The 22,810-nt window shown below is 66.7% G+C and carries 11 protein-coding genes and 2 pseudogenes; 7 read left to right on the top strand and 6 right to left on the bottom strand.

Annotation, left to right across the window (positions count from 1 at the left end; all coding sequences use genetic code 11):
* Positions 1-287: 287 nt before the first annotated feature.
* The 3 genes and pseudogenes from JE024_RS42620 to JE024_RS38615 all read left to right on the top strand — a co-directional run.
* Positions 288-831 (top strand): annotated as a pseudogene (locus tag JE024_RS42620) (winged helix-turn-helix domain-containing protein); the annotation flags it as partial.
* Positions 832-1,739: 908 nt separating this feature from the next.
* Positions 1,740-4,436, top strand: coding sequence for a LuxR C-terminal-related transcriptional regulator (locus JE024_RS38620; RefSeq protein ID WP_205378660.1), 2,697 nt, complete (start codon positions 1,740-1,742; stop codon positions 4,434-4,436).
* Between the two features lie 1,181 nt (positions 4,437-5,617).
* Entirely contained in the window at positions 5,618-6,187 is a 570-nt protein-coding gene (locus JE024_RS38615) for a helix-turn-helix domain-containing protein (RefSeq protein WP_205378659.1), read from the top strand.
* 2,455 nt (positions 6,188-8,642) lie between these two features.
* Here the strand turns inward: JE024_RS38615 and JE024_RS38610 are convergent.
* Genes JE024_RS38610 through JE024_RS38595 form a run of 4 tightly spaced genes read right to left on the bottom strand, consistent with a single transcriptional unit; the run spans position 8,643 to position 12,614 of the window.
* Positions 8,643-9,485, bottom strand: coding sequence for an ABC transporter ATP-binding protein (locus JE024_RS38610; RefSeq protein WP_205378658.1), 843 nt, complete (start codon positions 9,483-9,485; stop codon positions 8,643-8,645).
* A complete protein-coding gene (locus tag JE024_RS38605) occupies positions 9,482-10,534 on the bottom strand; it encodes a FecCD family ABC transporter permease (RefSeq protein ID WP_205378657.1) in 1,053 nt (350 codons plus the stop codon). Before JE024_RS38605 ends, JE024_RS38610 begins: the two co-directional genes overlap by 4 nt.
* Entirely contained in the window at positions 10,531-11,574 is a 1,044-nt protein-coding gene (locus JE024_RS38600) for a FecCD family ABC transporter permease (RefSeq protein ID WP_205378656.1), read from the bottom strand. The genes JE024_RS38605 and JE024_RS38600 overlap by 4 nt, the downstream gene beginning before the upstream one ends.
* Positions 11,571-12,614 carry an iron-siderophore ABC transporter substrate-binding protein gene (locus JE024_RS38595; RefSeq protein ID WP_205378655.1) on the bottom strand — a complete coding sequence of 348 codons (1,044 nt, stop codon included), beginning with the start codon at positions 12,612-12,614 and terminating at the stop codon, positions 11,571-11,573. The genes JE024_RS38600 and JE024_RS38595 overlap by 4 nt, the downstream gene beginning before the upstream one ends.
* A 1,777-nt stretch (positions 12,615-14,391) precedes the next feature.
* On the opposite strand from JE024_RS38595, the gene JE024_RS38590 reads away from it, so the two are divergent.
* Positions 14,392-14,871: a hypothetical protein gene (locus tag JE024_RS38590; RefSeq protein WP_205378654.1), complete on the top strand. Its 480-nt coding sequence runs from the start codon at positions 14,392-14,394 to the stop codon at positions 14,869-14,871.
* 1,791 nt (positions 14,872-16,662) lie between these two features.
* Here the strand turns inward: JE024_RS38590 and JE024_RS38585 are convergent.
* Both JE024_RS38585 and JE024_RS38580 read right to left on the bottom strand, forming a co-directional pair.
* Complete coding sequence (locus tag JE024_RS38585) at positions 16,663-18,006, bottom strand: aspartate aminotransferase family protein (protein WP_205378653.1); 1,344 nt, start codon at positions 18,004-18,006, stop codon at positions 16,663-16,665.
* Between the two features lie 1,042 nt (positions 18,007-19,048).
* Positions 19,049-19,969: a terpene synthase family protein gene (locus JE024_RS38580; protein ID WP_205378652.1), complete on the bottom strand. Its 921-nt coding sequence runs from the start codon at positions 19,967-19,969 to the stop codon at positions 19,049-19,051.
* A 356-nt stretch (positions 19,970-20,325) separates the two neighbouring features.
* Between JE024_RS38580 and JE024_RS38575 the strand changes: the two are divergent.
* The 3 genes and pseudogenes from JE024_RS38575 (at position 20,326) to JE024_RS38565 (ending at position 22,809) form a co-directional block, all read left to right on the top strand.
* Positions 20,326-20,946, top strand: a pseudogene (locus tag JE024_RS38575) (transposase).
* 532 nt (positions 20,947-21,478) lie between these two features.
* Positions 21,479-21,871 (top strand): CU044_2847 family protein, encoded by a 393-nt coding sequence (locus JE024_RS38570; protein ID WP_205378651.1) that lies wholly within the window; start codon positions 21,479-21,481, stop codon positions 21,869-21,871.
* Between the two features lie 23 nt (positions 21,872-21,894).
* Positions 21,895-22,809 (top strand): trypsin-like peptidase domain-containing protein, encoded by a 915-nt coding sequence (locus JE024_RS38565; protein ID WP_205378650.1) that lies wholly within the window; start codon positions 21,895-21,897, stop codon positions 22,807-22,809.
* Position 22,810 lies beyond the last annotated feature (1 nt).

Below are 22,810 nucleotides of genomic sequence, written 5' to 3'. Positions count from 1 at the left end.
GGGATGGCCCACACATGCAGGTGGCCTTCTGGCCTGTTGTCCATTGCTCCCCTCGCACCTGGGGTTGGTCCGGATCAGTCACATGTAGAGACCGTGCTCCCTTCTCACGTGGGGATGGTCCCAGCTTCATCGCTGGGTACGCTCCAGACGCGCGCCTCTGCAGCAACTGCCTGGCCATGCGCCTTCCGGCCGCACCGAGATGGGCATACGGATGGCTACTGAGGTTGAACTCGTGATGTCGTAGGGGCTGGCGGGTCGTCGCGCGTGCGGTATCACCGGGGCATGCGGCCGCACATGGCTGGGAGGATCAACGCCGGACCCTGAGCCGCGTGAAGACGGTGATCGGCCGGCGCATCCACCTGGCCTACACGGTCCAGGGCGTGCGCAAGCTGCTGGTGCGCAACGGCTGGTCCTGCCAGGCCCGGCCCGACGGGCGATGGAGCGGGACGACGAGGCGGTGGCCGGGTGGGTCAAGGAGGTGTGGCCCTGCGCGGAATACTCGCGGCGGTGAGTGGAGCCTGGCTCGTCTTCGAGGACGAAGCCGGATTCTCCATGACGCCGCCGCAGGCCAGGACCTGGTCACGGCGCGGCCGGACACCGGCAGTGCGGGTCCGCGGCCGTTCCCGCCGACGAATATCGATCGCCGCGCTGACCTGCTACAAACCCGGCCACAAGTCCCGGCTGATCTACCGGCCACGCCGGGATGACGACCGACGCGACGGACGCAAAAGCTTCTCCTGGCGCGACTACCATGATCTGCTGATCGCCGCCCACCGGCAGTTCGGTGGCCCGATCGTACTCTTCTGGGACAACCTCAACGCCCACAAAGCCTGAGGTAACTCGTATGCGTAGGCGGCGGTAGCGCGGCGGCTGCTTCGTGACTGGCTTCGCGTCCGGCGAACCGAAGGGGACACGGGCGGGTTGTGGGGCTCCGACCGACAGGGGGTCTCCTCGGCGAGAGCGCTCGGTACTCAGCGGCGCCAGCGCTCCAGAGAGCCAGCGCCGAACTGTGGAACCTGCAGCCTCCAGCTCTTGTGCTGTGCATCGCGGCAAGGCGCGCTGAGCAGCTGTGCCGGGAAACGCTCAAGTCGCGGGGGACCTGGGCTGACGTGGCAGCTATCTGTGACGGTACCGCGCTTGCTCAGGGAGCAGGATGCTACGGCTCGTCATTGGTCGGAAGGTCCTGCTCCGGGCTCAGACGACACGATGCCGCGCTTTGGTGTACTGCGGCGCAACGCAATAGGATAAGGGAAACTACAGAAATCGGCAGATCTACCGATTGCGGACAGTTGCGACACTCCGCAATCGTAGAACTCACCGTGCACGTAGCGTGTTGGGCTGGGCGTGCCATGCGACAGAGCGGAGGATCAGGCTCATGGGGCCAGCGAGCATCCGCAAGACGCGGACGGCAAAGCCCAGGGTTAAGAGGTCTCCATGACTGAACGAACAGACGCCATGATCGATGAGGGCTGTACCGACATCGTGGACCCTCGCGCATGCGCCGGTTGCAAATTCGACCTCGCTCGCTTTCGGTGGAGTTTAAGAAACTCCCTCGAACTGCGGGAGCGACTGCTTGCTCTCTGACGGGAACGGCCTGGCCTGACATCCGGCTCGATATTCCGCTCAAGTGCGCAGTGACGCAGAACCGGCATTTAATTTGCCGGAATACTCGCAACGGTCAGCAAATCAGGCAGCCCGGCGATCTATGTGGCCCGTTTGGACAGCAGGGGGAAGAAGTTATGGAAGCTCGCGCTCTGGCGGCATCCCAGTGGCCACTCGTGGGCCGGGAGCAAGAGATTCAGGCGTTTGAGGCTGCCTGGGCGGATGAGCGGTGCAAAGGTGTGCGGATCTTCGGACCGCCAGGGGTGGGGAAGTCGCGACTGGCCGAGGAATGCCTCAGCCGAGCCGCGGCCAGTGGCTGGAAGAGTTTGCAGGCAACGGCGACCGCCGCGGCCGCCACGGTGCCACTGGGGGCCATCGCGCACATCATCCCCGCAGGAGTAGATCTTTCCGACCCGGTGCGGGCCTTCGCGGAGGTAGCCGCCTCGCTGGCTGGGCCACAGCAGCGCACCCGTTGGGCCCTGTGGGTGGACGACATTCATCTGCTGGATACAACCTCTGTACTGCTGCTACAGCAGTTGCTGGACGCCGGTGTGATCCGTCTCATCTGCACCGTGCGTGCCGGCGAACCAATCTCCGAAGCCGTCGCAGCGCTGTGCTACCGAGACGTAGTACGGCAAATTGATGTCACGGTCTTTGACCATGAGAGCGTTGAGGAAGTTCTCCAGACAGCTCTCGGCGGCCCGATCGAGCGACAAACCCTCCGTGAACTCTACAGCGCCTCCGAGGGAAATATCCTCTACGTGCGAGAGTTGGTACTCAGCGCACTGGCTTCGGGAAATTTGACCACCGATGGGGAAATCTGGGAGCTGACAGGCGACCGCCCGGTAGGCACATCGAAGCTGATCGAAGTTATCGAAGCTCGCTTGGCTGTAGCCGAAATGGAAGCACGCCCAGTCCTGGAACTCCTGGCACTGTGCGGGTCCATCAGCCTGTCCGATGCGCAAGCGCTTGCACCGGTCGAGGTACTCATCAACCTAGAACAAGCTGGCCTCGTACGCGTCAACGCCGAATGGCGGCGCACAACGATGCACTTGGCTCATCCGCTGTACGGGGAAGTTCTCCGTGAGCAGATCCCACACTTGCGCCGCCGGGCAATGCTCCTGGAGCAAGCCGAACGGGTGGAGTCCTATGGGCCGCGGCGACGCGATGATGCCCTTCAGGTGGCCACGCGGCGCCTGGCTGCAACGGGAACCGCGGACCCCGCCCTGCTGGTCAAGGCCGCCAATCTGGCCCGCCACGCCACGGATGTCCAGCAAGTGCTGACGCTGATGTCCGCCATGCCGTCCGATGCTCGCACCGCCGCGACCCTCCTCCTCCACGGCGAAGCCCTCGCCTTGCTGGGCCGGTGGCAGGAAGCTGAGGACATCCTGGCCCAAGCTGACGCCATGTCCGACAACGAACAGGACCGTCTCGCCGTCATGTCGATGCGCGTACGGAACTTCTTCTGGATTGCACGGCGCACGGACGCAGCGTTTGCGGTCGTCGACGCGGCTCGAGACCGCGTGACAAGTCCTCCCGGACGACGTGTTGTTGACTTGAACGACGCGTGGGTGCGCTATCTCGTCGAAGTTCCGACCCCGGGCATGCCTCTGCTGAGCGAGTTGGAGGACGATCCAGCAGATTCGCTCGATGCCGGAACGTGGGACATGGCAGCCACCACGAAGACCATCGCGCTGGTGCGGCTTGGCCGCTGCCTCAAGGGAGCCGAGTGGGCTCTGCGTGCCTACACCGGCCAGTCACGAGATGTGAACGCCGGACGGAGCCACTCGGTCCCCGCCGCCTCGCAGCTCGTGCCAGCTATCCGAGCTTTCGCCGATGCCGGTCGGTTCAGGGAGAACCTCAACGTCGGAGAGGGTGCGCTAACGGAGCTGACGAATGCTCGTGCTTCGCCCTTCCCATCGATGGGCATCGCGTCATACCTCGGTCGTTCCGAACTACTGGCAGGTCACCCCAAGGCGGCTCGCAGTTGGTATGCCGAAGCCGCCTCGCTGACCCGCGCGTACCGATTCCATCACTTGCTTCCTGAAACGCTGTCTGGCCTAGCCTGTGCAGCCGCCCTACTCGGAGACCAAGAAGCAGCAGAAGATGCTCTTGCAGAAGCCGCCACGTATGCGCCCATGACCCACCTCCACGGTGAGGACCGGCTTGGACGTGCCTGGTTGCTCGTAGCCCGAGGACAACTGGCGGAGGCCAGGCAGTCTCTTACTGAGGGCGCAGAGGTTGCCCGGGAAGCCGGGAACTTGCCGGCAGAGGCGCTCCTCCTCACCGACCTCGCCCGCCTCGGCGCCGCCACCGAGGCAACGCCTCGGCTTGGTGAACTGGCTGAACAGAGCGAAGGTGCACTCACCCCGGCCCGGGCCGCCTTTGCTGCAGCGCTTGCCAGCAACTCCCCGGATCAGCTTCTCGCTGCAGCAGACGAGCTAGAAACTATGGGCGCCGACCTGCTGGCCGCGGAAGCGGCAAACGCCGCAGGCGCAGCCTTGACTCAAGCCGGAGAAGACCGCCTCGCAACAGCCGCAGCCCAGCGTGCTGCCGGATTGGCGGCACGCTGCGAAGGCGCCCGAACACCGCTGCTCAACGTCGGCAAGCTGACGCAGCCCCTCACACCCCGTCAGTACGAGATCGCACTCCTGGCCGCATCCCTTCGCAGTAACTCCGATATCGCCAAGCAACTGCATGTCACAGTCAAAACCGTAGAGGTCCACCTCGGCGCTGTCTTTCGGAAACTAGGCATCTCGCGTCGGCAGGAACTTCCCCGAGCCCTGGGGCAGATTGAGAGTCCGCCGGCCACCCGACCACGAGGACGACGGTGACGAAGCGGCACTGTCCCTCGCGATGGCGTCCAGCCCTCGAAGCCATCCATCCCTAGGAACAGAAGCGGCTCCTCCTGCATGCCTGAATATCCCGTGGCGACACAACCCCGCAGAACGGAGTATGGCCACGCCCGGCGCACCCGCGACAGGGCAGGTGGGAGTGCGCCGGGCATGGCGCGGGGGTGGTGCTCCCCGTTAGGCCACTCAATCGCACCGGCCACATGCGGCGTGTGCTCAGCGCCGAACCAGGGCCTTACGGGCAAGGAGGATGCATCACCGCACCCCCTGTTGAACCGCTGTCCGTGGGCCGCCCGAACAACTGACGTACCCAGCATCGAGACGCCGTGGGTCCACACGCGAATGTCTAAGGACTCCCGCTCATGCGCTTCCTGCCAACACACCGCGCGGAGTCCGTGGCATCAGCGCGGCCGCCACTCGAGCCGCATGCGTCAGCGACTGACTGGACCGAGTGTGCCCGGAACGGGGCAGGGCCTCGGGCAGGCCAGTATGCACCTAGGCCAACGCTGAGAAGCCAGGTCAGGGCTCTGTGAGCCATAGAGCGAAAAATGCCACGCCCGGTACGCCGCGACAGGGAGGACACGGGTGCACCGGGCGTGACGCGGGGGTGCCGCCCCCCGTGACACCATGACATCGCACCTGCCCAAATGTTGTGCCCGCTCCTCGCCACGAAGGGCCCGCACGGGCAGAAGGGGTGCATCAAGACACCCGCCCAGCCTCATTCCCAAAGGCGCAGACGAGGGATGGGGGCATGCTTGCAACTGCAGACGGCGAAGTAGCTTGCTCGCCCTCTGGAACCCCCGAGCTGGGCGTCACTTCGTGCAGCTTCGGCCCAGCATGTGTTGCCGTAGCCGAACCGCCTCAGCCGACTGCGATCGGAGCTTGCGGAGGCACAAGCGCCGGGCCCTACGCCGAAAGCGCCTGCTTGGTGGAGGCGGGCCCGCCGCGGACGGCACGGCTTCGCCGCACCAAAACAAGTCGGCTGAACTCGATCGCCTCAACCTGCCCGCACCTCCCTACAAGGAGGGTGACATGCCCCGCAGTCTGTCTTCTGCACTCTTCCCCGCGGGCCGCACGCGACCCTGCACCGCCCCGAGGAGCGCGTCGTGATCCCCCGCGGTCGACCCGCCCTGACCGAAGCTGACATTGCCGCTGAGCGGAGGATGGTGCTCAAGACCTGGCAACGCAACGAAGGCGCGAACATGCGCAGCCGGGTGCCGCTGGTTAACGAGGGAGGACGTCTGCGCCTCTACGACGAGGAGTTGGCTCGCGCATTTCTTGCGGGCTCGCCCCGGCCGCCTGGATCCGGGCACGACGGGACGCAGCCGGACACAGACGCGGTCAGCGACGGCATGTGGCCCCCTGCGGTGCCGCCGGGAGAGACACATCCAGACGATCTGCTCACAGACCAGGAGGCCGCAGCTGTACTGGAGACGCGGGCCTCCACTGTCCGGGGCTACGGCAAGGATGGACACCTGCCCATCATTCACCGGCACGGCCGCACCTGGTACCGACGGGCTGACCTCGAGGCCCGGATCAGTGCAGCTGATCAGCGCCACCAGCCCGTTCTGACGGCGGTCGGCCCACTACACGAAGCGGAAGACAAAGCCCCGCGGCCCCACCTTGAACCTTTTGCCGCCGAGATTGCTACCGCGCCTGCCCGTGTTGAGGGGAAGAGTGACCACACGACCTCGGCGGCCGAGCAGTACGGTACAGGAGAGCGCCTCGACTAGCGCTCCCTGCCGCAGTCTGTGTCTACCGGTTCAACTCGCCCTGAACTTGGCCTCGCTGACGGTGACCTGGACGCGACAGGGCGCGCTCCGTGGGGGAGTATCCGATGCGCAAAACCCGCCGCCCCGGGGCCTGTATGCCCTGGCGAACACTGCGCCCCTCGCGTGGCCGCCGCGCACAGACCGTGCGCTGCCTGGAGGCAACCTACGTCATTCAGCTACGCACGTTCTGCCGGGTCGGATGAGCTTGTTGCACCTTGATCCAATGGTTCAAGGTGCAATAATTGGTGGGAGCGGATTGCTCTGGTGAAGCACTTACAAACGCGTGAGATGCTCCGGCATACGTGAGGATGATCCGGCCGCGCCCAAGCCGTGGTCGTCGACGATGTGCTGCTCCCCGCCCCGCGCGGGGTTGACCCTTCCGACGGGAAGACCTCGACGTGGCAAAGTTCCCCGGCATGCGTGGGGATGATCCGGTGCGTGAGTCCGTCTGCAACTCGCCGCTGCCTGTTCCCCACCACACGCGGGGATGGTCCGTGGGCAGTGAGCGCGTTGATCATGGTGGCCATGTTTCCCCACGGGCAGGGCGGCCCCCCAGCAGCCACCCCACCTGTCGTGATCGCCTGCTCCCCCTCGCTGTGTGGGGCTGGTTCTGAGCCAAGGAAGAACGTGCAGATGCCCCTGCCCTCCACCGGCGGGGATCGTCCCTCCGGTGCCATGCGTCTTCGTGCGCACTTGATGGTGAGCCCCCGCATGGGGATGGCCCTGAGCCACGGTCGGCGCGCGGCTTGATCTGCCTCTGTTCCCTGCTCGTCCGGGGATGCTCCTGTGGGCGGCTGTTGATCGGGCTGCCGTCGCCTGCTCCCTGTGCGTCCCGGGGATGCTCCCGGTTCATTGACAGGCGCATGAGAACGGCTTCCGGGTGGCGGCAAGACGATCCAGGGTGCAAGAATTCTGTCTGTCACTGCCCGGAGTGCATCGCTCGTGTGAGGATGGCTCGCGCGTCTACTCTCACCGCCCCATAGGTGGTAGTGGTTGAGGCAGTTGCCCTGCGTTGCCGGGAGACGCCGTTCTCTGTCCTCCCTGCTCCTCGTATGCCCCGGGGATGACCCGACCGGCGCCGTGCGAGTGACGAACTATTCCCCTCGATGGGGATCTTCGCCGGTCATCAGCCACCAGGCTGCTCCTCGGCATGGTCGAAACGGTCCGCTCGGCAAGAAAGCCGGGCGGGACGGTCAAGTGGCTGCGACCACCGTCCGGCCCGGAGTGTGTGGGCTGTCTACTTGAGGCCGCCTGAATGTGTTCGCCAAACCCTTCGATGCCGTAGGAGTCGGCTCGTCCGGCGTCAGAATGCAGGCGCCCTGAGCCGCGCGGAGGGCGCCGGCCGGCAGACGAGCTGGGACTCAGTCGAACCAAGGAATATGACGGAGGGGGATCGCAGCACACGGCGTCGGCAGCCTCAACCAGGCAAGCGTAACCGCCGTCGTGGATCCCGCCTTCGTCGTGTGCATCTTCGGTAACGGCGACGACCTGGCGGAGGCCGGACTTGCCGCAGCCGCCCTTGACCGCTAGACCGTCGGCGGCAGTTGGGCACGCCGACTTGAGGACGCCTCCATTGTTGCCATCGCCCGCATCGAAGAGACCGACAACGAGGACCGCGCCCTCCTCACACAGGCGCACCCCACCGCTCGCCGCGTGCCGACCGGTCCGTGGACTTCGCCCAGGCAGCTTCGACATCGGGGCCTCGCGCAGATGGCCACCCTTCCGCGCTGAACGCCTCCATGAAGCTAGTGAGGACTTGCGCTCTGCCTCGCCCCGCAGCCGCAGCTAACTCTGGCTCGCCAACCGCCCAGGCATCCTCATCACGCGGGACCCAGCTGGCGGAGCACCTGACGACGACTCGGACGCGGCGGGACGTGAAGGGTGCTTGGAAGCACTTGACCGCCGTCTTGACAACAATCTTGCCGTTGCGTGACATCCTTGCGAATCGAGCACGGCTAGCCGGCATGCCGTGACCAACAGACTCGCGCCTTACCCAGGGCCATCAAGGACGCCGCTTAATGGCCCTGTTGCCCCATGTCAGCCGCTGACGCCCACCCCAGATCAGCATGTGTAGCACTCGCCCCCAAGAGGGCAGCCGGGAAGCGACCCGGATTGAGGCGGGCATCCGTGAGCGAAGCGAGGCTCTCCGAAAGAGCCCCGCCCTGTCACAATTCGGCCGACCGGGAGTTGGAGCCCTATCAGTGGACCGATCCAGTCGCTTCACAAGCCGTTGCGTCTCGGCGGGAGTACCGATTCCTCAACTCCCGGCTGCTGGAGCCTCAAGATGCCCTGACGCCACCTCAGCTATTGCGGAAACGCAGGCCTCCCACTGCAGATCGATGATCTCAGGGCATTACCGGTGCCGACGACCTGATCTGAGCGATGCGGATCAACCCCGTGAGGATCGCCGAGCCGCTCAGTTTGTCGTGCTCGTCCGTGCCTGCTGATACGGGGTGGCGGGCGCGGAGTTGTGGCGGCCGATCGGGAGCACGAGCGGCTTCCCCGAGACGGGGTCCTCGATGACGCGGCTGTCCATGCCGTACACGGCCCGTACGGTGTCCTCGGTCATGACCTCCTCGGTGGTGCCGGTCGCGTGAAGCCGGCCGTCGGCCAGGGCGATCAGGCGGTCCGCGTACCGTGCGGCCAGGTTGAGGTCGTGCAGGGTCATCACGATGGTGGTGCCGCGGGTGCGGTTGAGGTCGGTGAGCAGGTCGAGGACTTCGACCTGGTGGCTGATGTCGAGGAAGGTGGTGGGCTCGTCGAGGAGGAGCACGTCTGTCTGCTGGGCGAGGGCCATGGCGATCCAGACGCGCTGCCGCTGGCCGCCGGAAAGTTCGTCCACGGCTCGGTCGATCAGGTCCGCTGTATGCGTGGCCTCCAGCGCCTGTGTCACCGCGGCACTGTCCTGCGCCGACCATGCGGAGAAGGTCCGCTGGTGCGGGTGGCGGCCGCGGCCGACGAGGTCGAGCACGGTGATGCCCTCGGGGGTGACGGGTGATTGCGGCAGCAGCCCGATCCTTTTGGCGAGCACCCTGGCCGGGAGTCGGTGCACCTCCTTTCCGTCCAGGAGGACGCGGCCGGCCCGGGGGTGGAGGAGACGTGTCATGGAGCGCAGCAGCGTCGACTTGCCGCAGGCGTTGGCGCCGACGATCACCGTGATCCGCCCCGGCTCCAGGGCGAGGTCGAGGCCGTGGATGATGTCGCGGTCGCCGTAGCCGAGGGTGAGGTCCTCGGTGCTGAGGGAGTGGGACGCGGTCACAGTGAGCCTCCGGCTCGGTTGGTGCGTACGAGGAGATACACGAGGTAGGGGGCGCCGAGGACGCCGGTGATGATGCCTACGGGGTAGCGGGTGTCGAAGGCGTACTGGCCCGTGAAGTCGGCCACGATCACGAGCAGGGCGCCGACGAGGCCGGCGGGGAGGAGGAGGGAGTGTCCGCCGCCCACCAGCCGGGCGGCGATCGGCCCGGACAGGAAGGCCACGAAGGCGATGGGGCCCGCGGCGGCGGTCGCGAAGGCGATCAGGCCCACGGCGGCGACGATGCCGACGAGCCGGGTGCGTTCGACGCGGACGCCGAGCGCGGATGCGGTGTCGTCGCCGAGCCGCAGGGTGTTCAGGTTGCGGCTCTGGTGGAGCAGGACGGGTCCGAGGACGAGCAGGGCGATGACCGTGGGCACCGTCTCGTCCCAGGTGGAGCCGTTCAGGCTGCCGGTGAGCCAGCGCGTGGCCTCCTGCAGGTCCCAGCCGCCCGCTTGGGAGAGCGCGTAGGAGGTGACGCTGTCGAGCAGGGCGGCCATCCCGATGCCGATGAGGATGAGCCGGGTGCCGGCGACTCCGTCGCGGAAGGCCAGGACGTAGACGAGGAGGGCGACGCCGAGTGCGGCGGCGATCGCGACGGCCGACACCTGGGTGCCCCCGAGGGAGAGGGCGACGATGGCGACGGCGGCCGCGGCGCTGGCACCGGCGCTGATACCGATGATGTCGGGGCTGGCCAGGGGGTTGCGGAGCATGGTCTGGAAGGTGACGCCGGCGACCCCGAAGCTGCACCCCGCTGTCACGGCCAGCACCGCTCTGGGCAGGCGGAGCCGGCCGACGGTGAAGGAGGCGCCGGGCACGTCCTCTCCCATGATGGCGCGGAGCACGTCACGGGCCGGGTAGAAGGTGTGCCCGGCCATGAGGGTGATGGCGAAGGTGGCCAGGATGAGCAGCAGGAGGAGGAGCAGGAGGAGCCGGCGTCGGCTGTTGCGGCGGATGCGTGCCTGGTGGACCGCCCGCAGCGTCGCGGAGGTGCCGGCGGCGGGGGCGCTCACAGGGACGTGACTTTCTGTCGGCGGACGATGTGGATGAAGAAGGGGGCGCCGACGATGGCGGTCACGATGCCCACGTCGATCTCGGCCGGTCTGGCCACGACCCGTCCGATGACATCCGCGACAGTCAGCAGGACGGCGCCGCTGAGCGCGGAGAATGGCAGCAGCCAGCGGTGGTCGACGCCGATCAGGAGTCGGCAGGCGTGCGGGACGAGCAGGCCGACGAAGCCGATCGGCCCGACGGCGGCGGTCGTGGCGCCGCAGAGGATCACGGCGCCGAGGGCGGCGCCGGCCCGCACCAGCGCGACCCTTTCTCCGAGTCCCGCTGCCAGATCGTCGCCCAGGGCCAGCGAGTTGAGCGAGCGTGCCGAGGCGAGGCAGATGACGAAGCCGGCGAGGAGGTAGGGCGCGACCGTGCGGAGCTGGTCGTACGACGCGCCGCCCACGGTGCCGACCTGCCAGAGCCGGAAGGTGTCGCCGATGTCGGTGCGCGGCAGGACGACGGCGCTCACGAGTGAGGCGAGCGCGGCGGAGATCGCCGCGCCGGCCAGGGCGAGTTTCAGTGGCGTGGCGCCGCCGCGCCCCAGCGAACCGACGGCGTACACGAAGACCGCGCTCACGGCTGCGCCGGCCATCGCCACCCAGATGTATCCGGATGCCGATGCCAGGCCGAAGTAGGCGATGGCGGTGACCACGGCGAGCGAGGCGCCCATGTTGACCCCGAGGATGCCGGGGTCGGCCAGCGGGTTGCGCGTGACCCCCTGCATGACCGCCCCGGCGATGCCCAGTGCGGCACCGGCGACGGTGGCGAGCAGGGTGCGGGGGATGCGCTTGGCGACCGCGGCTTCCTCCAGGGTCCCCTCCGCCCCGCCCAGGGCCGACCAGAGGTCGGACCAGGCGACGGTGCGCGAGCCGAAGGCGAGCGAGGCGACGACGGACGCCGCCAGGACGCCGACGAGCACGAACAGCCAGATCACCCTCGTGCGCGCCGGACGCCGCGCGGGGGCGGCGTCCGGCGGGCTCAGGGTCTCGATGACGGTCATTCCGCCTTTTCCGCGGCCTTGGCGAGCTCCTTGAGGTAGTCGTCAAGGACGTACGAGATCGACAGAGGCGTCGGGTTGGCCGCAGTGGCCAGGGGCGTGCTGTCGGGCAGCAGGTAGACGGAGCCCTGCTGGACGGCCTTGAGCTTGGAGGTCAGCGGGTCCTTCTTCAGGGCGTTGAGCAGCTCGTTCTTGCTGTCGCCGTAGCCGGTGACGATGTCGACGTCGTTGAAGTCGTCGATGTGCTCCGCGCTCTTGCTGAGGACGAACTTCTTGGTGCCCTGGGAGGCTTCAGAGACGCTGTCCGGGATTCTCATGCCGAGGTCGGTGAAGAACTGCGTCCGGGTGTCATGCGCGCTATAGAAGCCGACCTCGCTCACGTCCTTGGACGAGACGTGGGTCATGAACATCGCCGACTTGCCCTTGAGCTGCGGGTACTTGGCGGCGGTCTCGGTGATCTGTCCCTCGATGCGGCCGATGAGCTGGTCGCCCTCGGTTCCGAGGCCGATCGCCTTGCTGTTCTGGCGGATGATGTCGCGCCACGGGGTGGCCCACGGCGCGTCGGGATAGGCGACGACGGGAGCGATCTGGCTCAGAGTCTCGTAGTCCTGCTTGGTCAGTCCGGAGTACGCGGCCAGGATGACGTCCGGCTTGGTGTCCGCCACCGCCTCGAAGTCGATTCCGTCGGTCTCGTCGAACAGGACCGGGGTCTTGGCTCCGAGTTCCTTCAGGCGGTCCTCGGTCCACGGCAGTACGCCGTCGTTGTCGTCGTCGCCGAAGGTGGCCTTGGCCATGCCGACCGGCACCACCCCGAGCGCGAGCGGGACCTCGTCGTTGGCCCAGTTCACGGTGGCGACACGCTGAGGCTTGGAAGGAATCTCCGTGGTGCCAAGCGCGTGTTCGATCGTCATCGGGAACTGCCGTGAGGCGCCGTCGGTCGTGCCGTCGCCCTTGCCGTGGTCACCGCTCTCGCCGCCGCAGGCGGTCAGACCGATCAGGAGGGTGGCTGCGGCAACGCAGACTCGCAGGCGCGGAGTGCTCATGGGACGGGGCATCGCTTTCGTTAGGAACTTAGGTAAGGCTCACCTTTTCTAGCTGATAAAGTCAGCGATGTGGCGCAGTTGAACATTCGCGACAGTATCTGTGCCCATCGGGACAGGCCGAAGTACCCGGACCGACACCCTGGGGTCGGTAAGGGCCGCACTTGCCCGGCTCGGCGCCTCTTTGCCCCTGCGGCCCAGTTCGCGCCGTCGTCGCATAGCGAGGCTCAGGTCATCGTTCGTGTGCCGCAGGCGAGGTCCGCCAGCTCGTGAGGACGCTTCCTCCGCACCGCATTGACGATCTGACGAAGCAGTAGCGCGATCCGGCGTCCCTGGTGATAGATGTACGAAGAGACTTGTGCGGTTGGAGACTCCCGGATAGGCACGTCGCTCCCCACATGAGCGGGGATGGTCCGCCCCATCAGTTACACACTCCGGCTGAACACGCCCTGTTCCCCGCTGGCGCGGGATAACCCGGCAACTCACCGGGAGTTCCCCAGTTCCTGCAAGCATGCACCGGAAGGCCCCGGAAGGGGCGCCGTGCATCTCCTCCCGCTGTGCTCCCTGCCCAACTGGGGTTGATCCCGACTGAGCCGTTGCCGCGCGGCAACAGGTTTGCTCCCCGCGCCTATGCGGGGATACTGCGGAGGTTGTTAGGCACGCCGTCTTGGCTCTGCGCTCGTGCCAACGCCCCCCGGAGGCGAGGAGCCTTCCACTCAAGGGACCGGTGTCGGAGTTGAGTTGCAAACGCTAGTGTCGCGGCAGTGCTCTCGGCACGCGGTGGTGGCCGATCGGACCGATCAACGTCGACTGGGCCCTGTGCACGCGGGGATGGTCCACGCTTACCGGCACCATTGAAAAATACTCCCCGACTGTGCGGGGATGACCCCAGGCCGTTCGTCCGCGGCAGGATACGGCTCAACCAGCAACTCGCCAGGAGCGGGCCATCTCCCCTGCGTCCGTGCCCTGGGCTCCTTGCGCGCTGTTCCTTGCCGCGCAGGGGAGGAAGCGGTACCGGAGCCGGTGTTGCCGCGATCTGGCGGTATTGCTGAAAGCCACGCCAAACGGCCACGATGACACCGCCCCGCATGCCGCTCGCGCGCAATGGTCCAGGCACCAAGGGATGCTGGAACGACATCATGTCTGCTTCCCGGGGGCGGGGGCGGGGGCGGGGCTGGACAGGCCGCCGTGGATGCAGCGGCCGCACTTCTCCCCGCTCACGCAGGGATGGCCCGACCGGAGTGGGACGGCGCGCCTCTCTTCACCGGCTTCCCCCGTGCTTGGGCGGGGTTGATGCCGACTGGGCTACAAGAGGGTCTGCTCTCCGGACTTGCGGGGATCGTCCGGCACGCAGGTCCGCATGCCGATCGATGTCGAGCGCTCCCGAGAACGGTGGGATGGCCCAACTGGCTCTCTGGCTCCACTCGTACTTGCACTCGGCCCTGGATCCCCCCCATAAGAGGAAGGAGCCCAGCTGGACAATCTCCGAGTATTGCGGCGATCAGCCTCGTGGGTCGGTTCCGGTCATGGTGGTGCACGCCGACTGCCATGCTGGCTAGCTGGGCAGATTCCGGTGGCCACGGGGCGAGGCGGAGGCAGCGCCGGAGCTCTCAAGGCGAAGACCACTGAACGGGATATGGGGGAACGGATGGGCCTATTCGGATCGCGCAGGCGTAAGGCAGAACCGCAGCAGGGCGGGAGCTGGATCTACGAGATCTCCGGGGAATACGCTGGCGAAGACGGGTGGACACCGAAAGAGACAATCCGTCGCGGCTGGAAAGTGGACCATCGAGGCCGCAAGACGGGAGAGATCTTCGAGAACGAGCACTACGGCATGCCGCAGGACGACTTCGAGCGGCTCGCGGACCCCGACTGCCCGTTGCACATGCTCGGCGACCCTCCCGCCGTCGTACGGGTGTGGACAACAGCCGCGCTGCAGCGGATCTTGCCAGGCGTCACCGTGGAATGGGTGAAAGTCCTGGCAGCGCCAGCGGTCCTGGCCGGCGACGACCACGCCTCCTACACGACGCCCGACGTCTCCAGCGCTCCGCCCTCACGCGTAGGGGCCGCTGTGCCGGTCGGCATCGGAATCCGCCGCCAGGACGGCGTCGCCATCCTGCTCTGGGGGCTACTGCTCTGGGCATCAGTAACCGCCCACGGGACCACCGAGATGTACATCACTATCGCCCCGCACCTGGAAGCCGACCATGCCGAGACGAGGCTGCGCGCACACCTGTCGAGCCCTGAGGGCAGAATCTGAGTCGTTACACGCAGCGGGTTCCCCACGGGACCGCTGCGGCACGTAGCCCCCAGCTGAGACACCTGAGCCGTCTGCCACAGGAGACGCACGCGGCGCCTGAATGCCTGCGCCCAGTCTGCCCTTGGCCGCAAGGGACGGCCGGCCCAGCCAGCTCGGCGGCCTTCCACCACCGCCACTGGTACATCGTCTCCCCAGGTCGTCAGCACCTGCCGTGCGTGCCGCAGGCCCCCTTGCTACGAGGTTGAGTCCAGTTAGCCCGAGCTCTCCACGTGGTCAGACTTGCCAGTCAACGCGCCGCAGCGTGGGGATGGTCCCGACATCATCAACGGCAGGACCGAGCTGGTCTGCTCCCCGCAGGTGGGGGATTGCCCTTGCCTGATCCTGGAAGGATGCTAAGCGGGCGGGACCAGCCTCCGCACATTGTGGAACGGCCCGGAGCCGCGGTCCGCGACAGCCATCTCATCGGCTGTTCCCTGCCTAGGTGGGGATGATCCTCAGCAGAACGCCCCTCGATATGCTTCGTCTGCTCCCGCAAATGCGGGGATGGCCCTGGCAGGGGCTGCGCCTTGAAGTGCACGCCTTGCTCCTCGCATAGGCGGGGATGACTACCCGCACCCGACACCAGCGGCACGGGCGCCGGCTGCTGCTCCCTTGCGCGCAGGGATGCTCCCCATTTCGAATCCGAGATCAGTACGGCTCATCTCTGCTCCCCAACCTGTTCGGGGAAGACACCAGGGAGCACATCGCGCGTCATTGATTCCGCATAGCCCCTACACGCCCAGCTGTTCCACGCACCCGCCGCGAGGCTGCCAAGTAGTGGTGGCATGCTCACAGCACTCGGCGTACGACATAGTCTCTTCGCAAGGTGGCACCTGGCAGCCTGCCCCGAACACCCGCTGTCCAGTGGACGCCGCACGCCAGAGCCTAGTGTCGGTGCGACACTCACAGTCGCGAACCTGCTCCCCACCGCATGGGGCTGATCCCAAGGTCTTCGGCGTCGAACCCCACACGGACGGCTCCCCCGCCTTGCGCGGGGATGGTCCCTGCCCGATCCTCGAAACTGCCTACAGCAGGACTGCTCCCCATGGCCACGCGGGGATGATCCGTGGGCTGGCGTGTCGCACGGACCCTGAGCGACCTGCTCCCTGCCGATCGCGGGGATGGTCCGTGGACTTACCCTGTCTGCGCGGACCTCGGGCTGCTCCCCGCCTGCGCGGCGCACGTTCGCCATCCGACCGGCGCCTAGTAATACAGGGCTGCAGCTGCGAGTGGCTCCGGGGCCTCCTGCGTTGGCTGCTGCCCGCGTACGCGGCCTGTTCGCGTACCCGTAGCGTTTGCATGCTTCCGCCCGCCCCCTGCTGGCAGACTTCGTCACTACTCCCGGCGCACGCGGGGATGTCCCCGAGGGCAACAATCTCCGTAGCACCGAGGGTGATTGCTTTCCACTTTGGGTGGGAATGGTCCACATGTAGCTTCCGGATGCGGCGCACTGCTGCCCCGCCGGGGATGTTCCGGGAGTCGGCGAGCTCAACGCCCGCACTCTTGGTCCCCGCTACTGGCAGAGATGGCTCTGGCTGAGCTCACTCGCATCGACCGGCTGCTCCCCGTAAGTGCTGGGGATGGTTCCACCGGCGCCAGCATGGCTTCAACTACGCCAAGTCACGACCCCGCTCCGGGGGGATCCCTCTCGCTCCGTCCCAGCAGAGGAAAAGCGTCGCAGGAGTGGGTTCGTTGTTGGACCCACGCGGTCGGCCTCCGTGCGGCAGACGGAGGCCGAGCGCTCAACGGGTATCAGCGCCCGCCGACGACGTCGTCGATCGCCTGGTCGAGCAGGGCGAGACCGAGCGAGAGCTCGTCCTCGGTGATGGTCAGCGGCGGGGCGATGCGGAAGACCCCGCCCATCCCGGGCAGCTGCACGATGTTCATGTGCAGACCCAGCTCCAGACAGCGGCGGGTGATGCGCGCGCCGAGCAGATCCGTGCTCGCCCCTGCCTCGTACGAGGCGTCCAGCTCGATCCCGGCCAGCAGGCCCCGGCCGCGCACGTCACCGACGACCGGGTGCCGCTGCTGGATGTCCAGCAGCCCGTCGCGGAGGAACTCGCCCAGCGAGGCCGCGCGTTCGTCGAGCCGCTCGGCGGTGAGGACGTCGAGCACGGTGTTGCCGACCGCGGCGACGAGCGGGTCGGCGACATGGGTGGTGAAGAACAGGTAGCCGCGCTCGTGCGCCGCCTGCTCGATCTCGGCGCTGGTGATCACGGCCGCCAGCGGCAGACCGGCGCCGAGCGTCTTGGAGAGCGTGAGGATGTCGGGCACGACCCCGTCGCGTTCGAACGCGTACCAGGTGCCCGTGCGGCACAGCCCGGTCTGCGCCTCGTCCAGGATGAGCAGCATCCCGCGCTCCCGGCACTTCGCCTTCAGCGCCGCGAAGTAGCCCGGCGGCGGCTCGATGATGCCGCCCGAGCTGAGGATCGGCTCCACGATGCACGCGGCGAGACTGCCGGTCGACTGCGCGTCGATCAGGTCGAACCCGAAGTCCAGCTGACGGCGCCAGTCGTGCGAGCCGTCGGGCAGGGTGAAGTCCGGCCGGTAGGCGTGCGGCGCCGGGATGGCGAAGTTCCCCGGGGCGCCCGGGCCGTAGCCCTTGCGGCCCGCGCTGTAGGTGGCGGACGCGGCCGCCTGCGTCATGCCGTGCCACGACCGCGCGAACGAGACGATCTCGTGGCGCCCGGTGACCAGCTTCGCCATCCGGATCGCCGCCTCGTTCGACTCCGCCCCGGTCGTCAGCAGCAGCGCCTTCTCCAGCGGGTCGGGCAGGGTGCCGGCCAGCCGGCGCGCGAGGTCGACCACCGGGCGGCTGAGCATGCCGCTGTACAGGTGGCTGACGGTGGTGATCTGCCGCTGCACGGTCTCCACGATCGCCGGATGCCCGTGACCGAGGATCGCGCTCATCTGACCGGAGGTGAAGTCGAGGATCTTCCGGCCGTCGGCGGTGTGGACGAAGCTGCCGGAGGCGTGCTCGATCACCTCACGGCAGAACTCGCCGCCGTAGCGGACCAGATGCCGGTCGGCGTCGGCCCAGAAGGCGTCGGCCGACGGGGCGGCGGGTGAGACGGTCGTGCCGGTGGGAGAGGTCATGCCGCGACGGTAGGCGCCGTGCGAAGCACACGCCCATCGACTCTTTCCGGCTTTCCTGTTCGGAGGATCCGTACAAGAAACGGTCAAACAAAGTCCTAGAGGACGCAAAAGCCCCCCACAACCCGTAGGCACCCCACGTCTCGACAAGGACAGCAACACGGCCGGCCTGCTCCTGCACGGCAGCCCCTATGCACAGATCGCCCCGCGAGTCACACTGCATCTTTCACTGCCTTTCCCCCACCTGTCCGTTCACTGACGCCCATGCCCTTAGCGAGAGCAATCGGTCCCAGGCCAGCAGGCCCTGGGCTATGTGACGGCCCACAAGGCCGCACTCACCGCCTCAAGGGGCGGTCACTGCCGAACCTGAACGCCTGTAAGGCGAGGTGGTCTACCTGAACATGCTGCAGACACGCTCGTGAATCTGGTGCACGACGCTTGCGGCAAGATCGCTGCTCAAATCCCGTTGCCGACCGGTGGGCCAGCGCGCACGCGCGTGTTTGCCGTGGACGTTGCATCGTGACAGGCCGCTGGCGTCCGCGGACCTGCCAAGAGGCGGCAGCGGCATCCAAGGGCCGCGTCACCCAACAGCCCGCCCCCGTGTGCCAGCCGCCTCGAACCCCGACTACGTTGCTCTCCTGAGGTTGGTGCGGGGCGCCACCGAGCAGCCTGCTAACGACATCAGTTTCCTGCAAGGCGCAGCGCGCCTGCACGCAAGTGCCGTTCGATGGCTTGTCCCCGCGACCCTGCCGCTCAGCGCAACGTCAACTTGCAGGCCCCGGGCACGACCCGCGCCAGAGGCCGACACCGAAATCGGCAGGCAGGGCCTATTGCCCAGAAGTGCCTATCAACCCCCGTCAGGCCAACCGGACGGCGACGGGCGTCAGGCGCCGGTCAGTGTCCGCACCTGGCTTGTTCTGTCAACGACGTCCGGTGCGGTATCCGAGAGCCTGCTGGTCCGGTCGCCCCGCGCGCGGGATCCGATTAGCCTCATCCACTCCGCACGGGCAGTGGCGAGGGTGGTGATTGACAGTCCTGGGAGATATCACTCGCTTGAAGGGGCCGGCATGGCGTACCTCGGCGACTCGCGGCAGAACTCCAGGTTTCCCCGCATCCATGAAGCGAGCCCGTCAGCCCATGCTCGGTGGACTGAATGGAGGCTGGACGGAGGCGCTTGATCAAGCATAGTCGGGAGCAGAGCATGGAACTCGGAAACTCGGGCTTCTATGCGCTCGACAGTGGCTTCGGCGGCCTCTTGGAGAGTCATACCGTAATGGTGCTGCAGGACTACGAGCAGGTTGTTCGGGTCCCCTCTCTGGATCTCCTTGGGAGCCGAGTAGAGATCGTTAGTCCAACAGATAACGTCAGCGGCGGCCTCAACGAGTTCGGCATACGCAGAACTAGATACAGAGGCGGCAGGCAGTTCGCGCTCCGTAGCATACTCAACCAGGTCGAAACCCCACAGTAGCGTTCCTGATACGCGCCGCCACGGCACGTACTCCTCAAGGGACGGAACTTCCTGAGCATGGTGTCGGGTGGCCGCCTGCTCGTTGCTCGTGACCCAGTCGGCAAGATGCTCACGGAATCGGGTGCACCACTGCGGGCTCATGTCCGCTTCGATGCGCTGTAGCACCTCGCCGAGGATTCCACCACTGCTGATGAGTCCGTCGATAGTCCGGAGCTCATCGGCGTGGTCATCGGCCAGAAACATCCAGGCGTCCACTGCTGTGAGCTGGACAAGATGCGACAGTGAGGCTGTTGGATACATCCAGGAAGCAAAGCGGAAGTGCCCTTCTCGGAGGGCTCGCTCCTCGGCTGACTTTCCCTCGAGCAGACCCGCTTCGCGCGCCCACGTTATTGCGTGGTCGCCTGCCGCTGCAACCGCCGGATGAAGGGTCGCAGTGAAAGGGATGTTGAGGTCGGGAACATCAAGATGCACCTGGTCCCCGAAAGCTAGATCGAACATGCAGCCTACCCTTCCACAGTCCCGGTGTCTGGCAAAAGTGGCGTGTTCAACCGGCTTACGGAAATCAGCCGACGGTCTCATAAAGGAGTCGTTCCGTGAGCTGGGCACACCTATTTGCGATGCACGGGTCTGCGCTGTCCGGTTCGAATTCCGCATCGGCGCATGCGGCCTGTTGTGCGCACCCTGCCACCGGTTCTCTATCCTCCGGTACTACCAAGGTCGAACTCAGATACATTTGGGCAACTACTGGGAGTCCAGGCAACGTCAACGGCGACGCAGGTAGCGCAAGACCATTGAGAACGACGCGTCCCCGGCCCCTGCCGCTTGTGCCCGTCCAAATAGTGACCACTGACGCGATGTGGGACGAATCCAGCCGCTGATGCCGCCGATCCGGTCCGCGGTCGGCCGCGCCGGTCACCGCCGAACCTTGGAAGCCACCACATGGAAGTATCCGCACCTGCTCGCCCTGGCGAGATCTGCCCGACGAATTCGGTTCTGAGCGCATCAGCACGCCGCCGACCCAGGAGAGGGGCCTCCAGGCCAGACCGAACCAGGCGCCCTGCCCGCGGGTGCTCCCAAGACGGCCTGAGCACGAAGGTCCATTGTGCCAGCGACGCCACGCACGACCCGTGGCACGTCGCATGACCGCAGGCCAGGCGGGCAGCTCCCCGGCCTTCGAGAGTGTCATAGTCGGCATCCGTGTTTCCGTGAAGGAGACCAGGAGGATCTGACACCCGGCCCGACCGAGCACACCCTTGCCGCGCAATCCGGAGCCACCTCATCCGACGCGGCATCCGCACGAACATCCCCTGAAGTGCCCGACCAGATCGGCCACCGTCTGCGGCGAGACCGTGGTGGTGGTCGGCCACCGGCTCTCCACACCGAGGCGCCTCCTGGCGCCACGAACCGACAAGGTCGCCATCGCTTACCAGGCCGCAGTCCACATCGCCGGCATTCCTCGTCTGGGCTGGCGATAGCACGCTCAGCGATCGACCACCCAGTGCGTGTCCATGGGCCAAGCGCCGTGGCAGCAATCTGCATCACTACCCTGAACGCCTCACGGACGTGGACTTTCACCACATCCGGATACTCGTCGTCCTGGCCAGGGAACGCGGACTGGGCGCTCACTTCAGCGGCGACCTCCTCCGGGTGCAGGTTCTGCCGAACGATCTTGAAGTACGCCTCCGCCTGTCAGACACGTTCGTGCCTGTCGGCAACCTCCTGGCAGGCACGAGCGCAATGAAGTGCCCGGGCGCCTTGGTCCGGCGGGCGCCAGAACACCCGACCGAGGCGTCAGCCGGTCCTCTACGTGTGCGCGGAGTGTGGTGGCGCGCGGAGCGAGCGAGCTGCCGTGGTCGCCAGTGCCCCACGTGCGCGGGTGGGCGGAAGCCGCCCTCGCAGGGGCGGGAGGTACGGACGCATCGTCTGCTTCCGTCTGAACTTGTGTTCTTTGCCACGGGCTTGCTCAACATTGCCTAAGATGACGACCCGTGAGATCGAGGGGGAGCTATGACCACTTCTGAGACAGTGATGATCGACCTCGGAGACGGTACGAAGGTCGCGGCTGAAGTCGTCGGCAGCGTGCCGTTCGAGCAGAGTGAAGAGTTCGGGGATGCCGCGCTTCGAAAGAAGGCGGCTGAGAAGCTCGGGTCTGCCGTGACGATGAGCCTGGAACAGGTAGGCACCACCGTCCAGGGCGTAGGGCGGTGGGCTGCCAAGACCATCATCGACGGGGAAGCCGGGAACCCGGACTCCTTCGAGGTGGAATTCGGTCTCAAGCTAGCGGTGAAGTCAGGCCAACTCCTGGGAGTCATCGCGGAAGCCGGCAGCGAGGCGGCCCTGACCGTGCGACTGTCCTGGAACCTTAAGCCGTCGGGTGAACAGCCGTCGGCCTCCGCGTGATCCGGACCGGACTCTCGGAACCCATGGAAGCCCTGATGGCGCGCACTGTGTGGATCAGCGCCGAGGATGAGTTCTGCGGCAGCGGCTTCCTCACCAGTGCGGGAACCGTAACCACAGCCGCGCACGTAGTAGTCGGCGACGGCACGCTCAGCGACCTCGTCATCCACCATGCTTCCGGTGCCTACCCGGTACAGGCGCACGACGTGCGTGCCGAGCCCAAGAACAGCGACGGGGGACTGTTCTATCCGTTCCCCGACCTTGCGACCGTGCACGTTCCGGCACTGGCGAATCACCCTGTGCTGCCTCTGGCACAGGACGAAGCACCGGTCAGCAGCGAGGTAACGATCGTGGGCTACTCCTCGACCGTTCCAGGTTTCGACGGGGCCAAACCCGAGACACTTCTGCTGCGCGTGGCGGGCGTATCTGGGCCGTATCGGAGGTTCCTCGGTGACGGTGTCCGACCCGGGCACAGTGGCGCCGCGGTCCTCAACCAGGACGGCACGGTGTGCGGCGTACTCAAGGGCAGCCGCAACTACAGGACTGACGCGGGCGGCTGGTTCGTCCCGGTCGGGGCACTGGCCCGTTTCCTGGGTGTGCGGCCGGTGGCAGCACCCGTTCGCCAGCCCGTGCCGTCTCAGGCTGAGATCGTAGACGCGCTTCTGGCGTTTCCTGTCCTGGCTCGCCCCGAGGCACGCTTCGACCTGCTCGACATCATGGGCAACCACCTCGGGCTGCCGCATTCGTTCGACGCCGACGACCGACCTGACCGTCGTGCTCATCTCCAACGCATTGTGAGCCGTATCGAGTCCTTCCGCGACAAGGAGAGCGCGTACACAGCGCTGTACACCGCTATGGAGGAACTGGCCCCCTACGACCAGGCCCTGGAGCGGCTGCGCGAGGTCATCGGGCGGGCTATCGGCGGCTGGGAAAGCGCGTAGG

It is taken from the genome of Streptomyces zhihengii (genome assembly GCF_016919245.1).
In the GTDB taxonomy this organism is placed as follows: domain Bacteria; phylum Actinomycetota; class Actinomycetes; order Streptomycetales; family Streptomycetaceae; genus Streptomyces; species Streptomyces zhihengii.
This window is presented reverse-complemented; position numbering and strand designations above follow the sequence as displayed.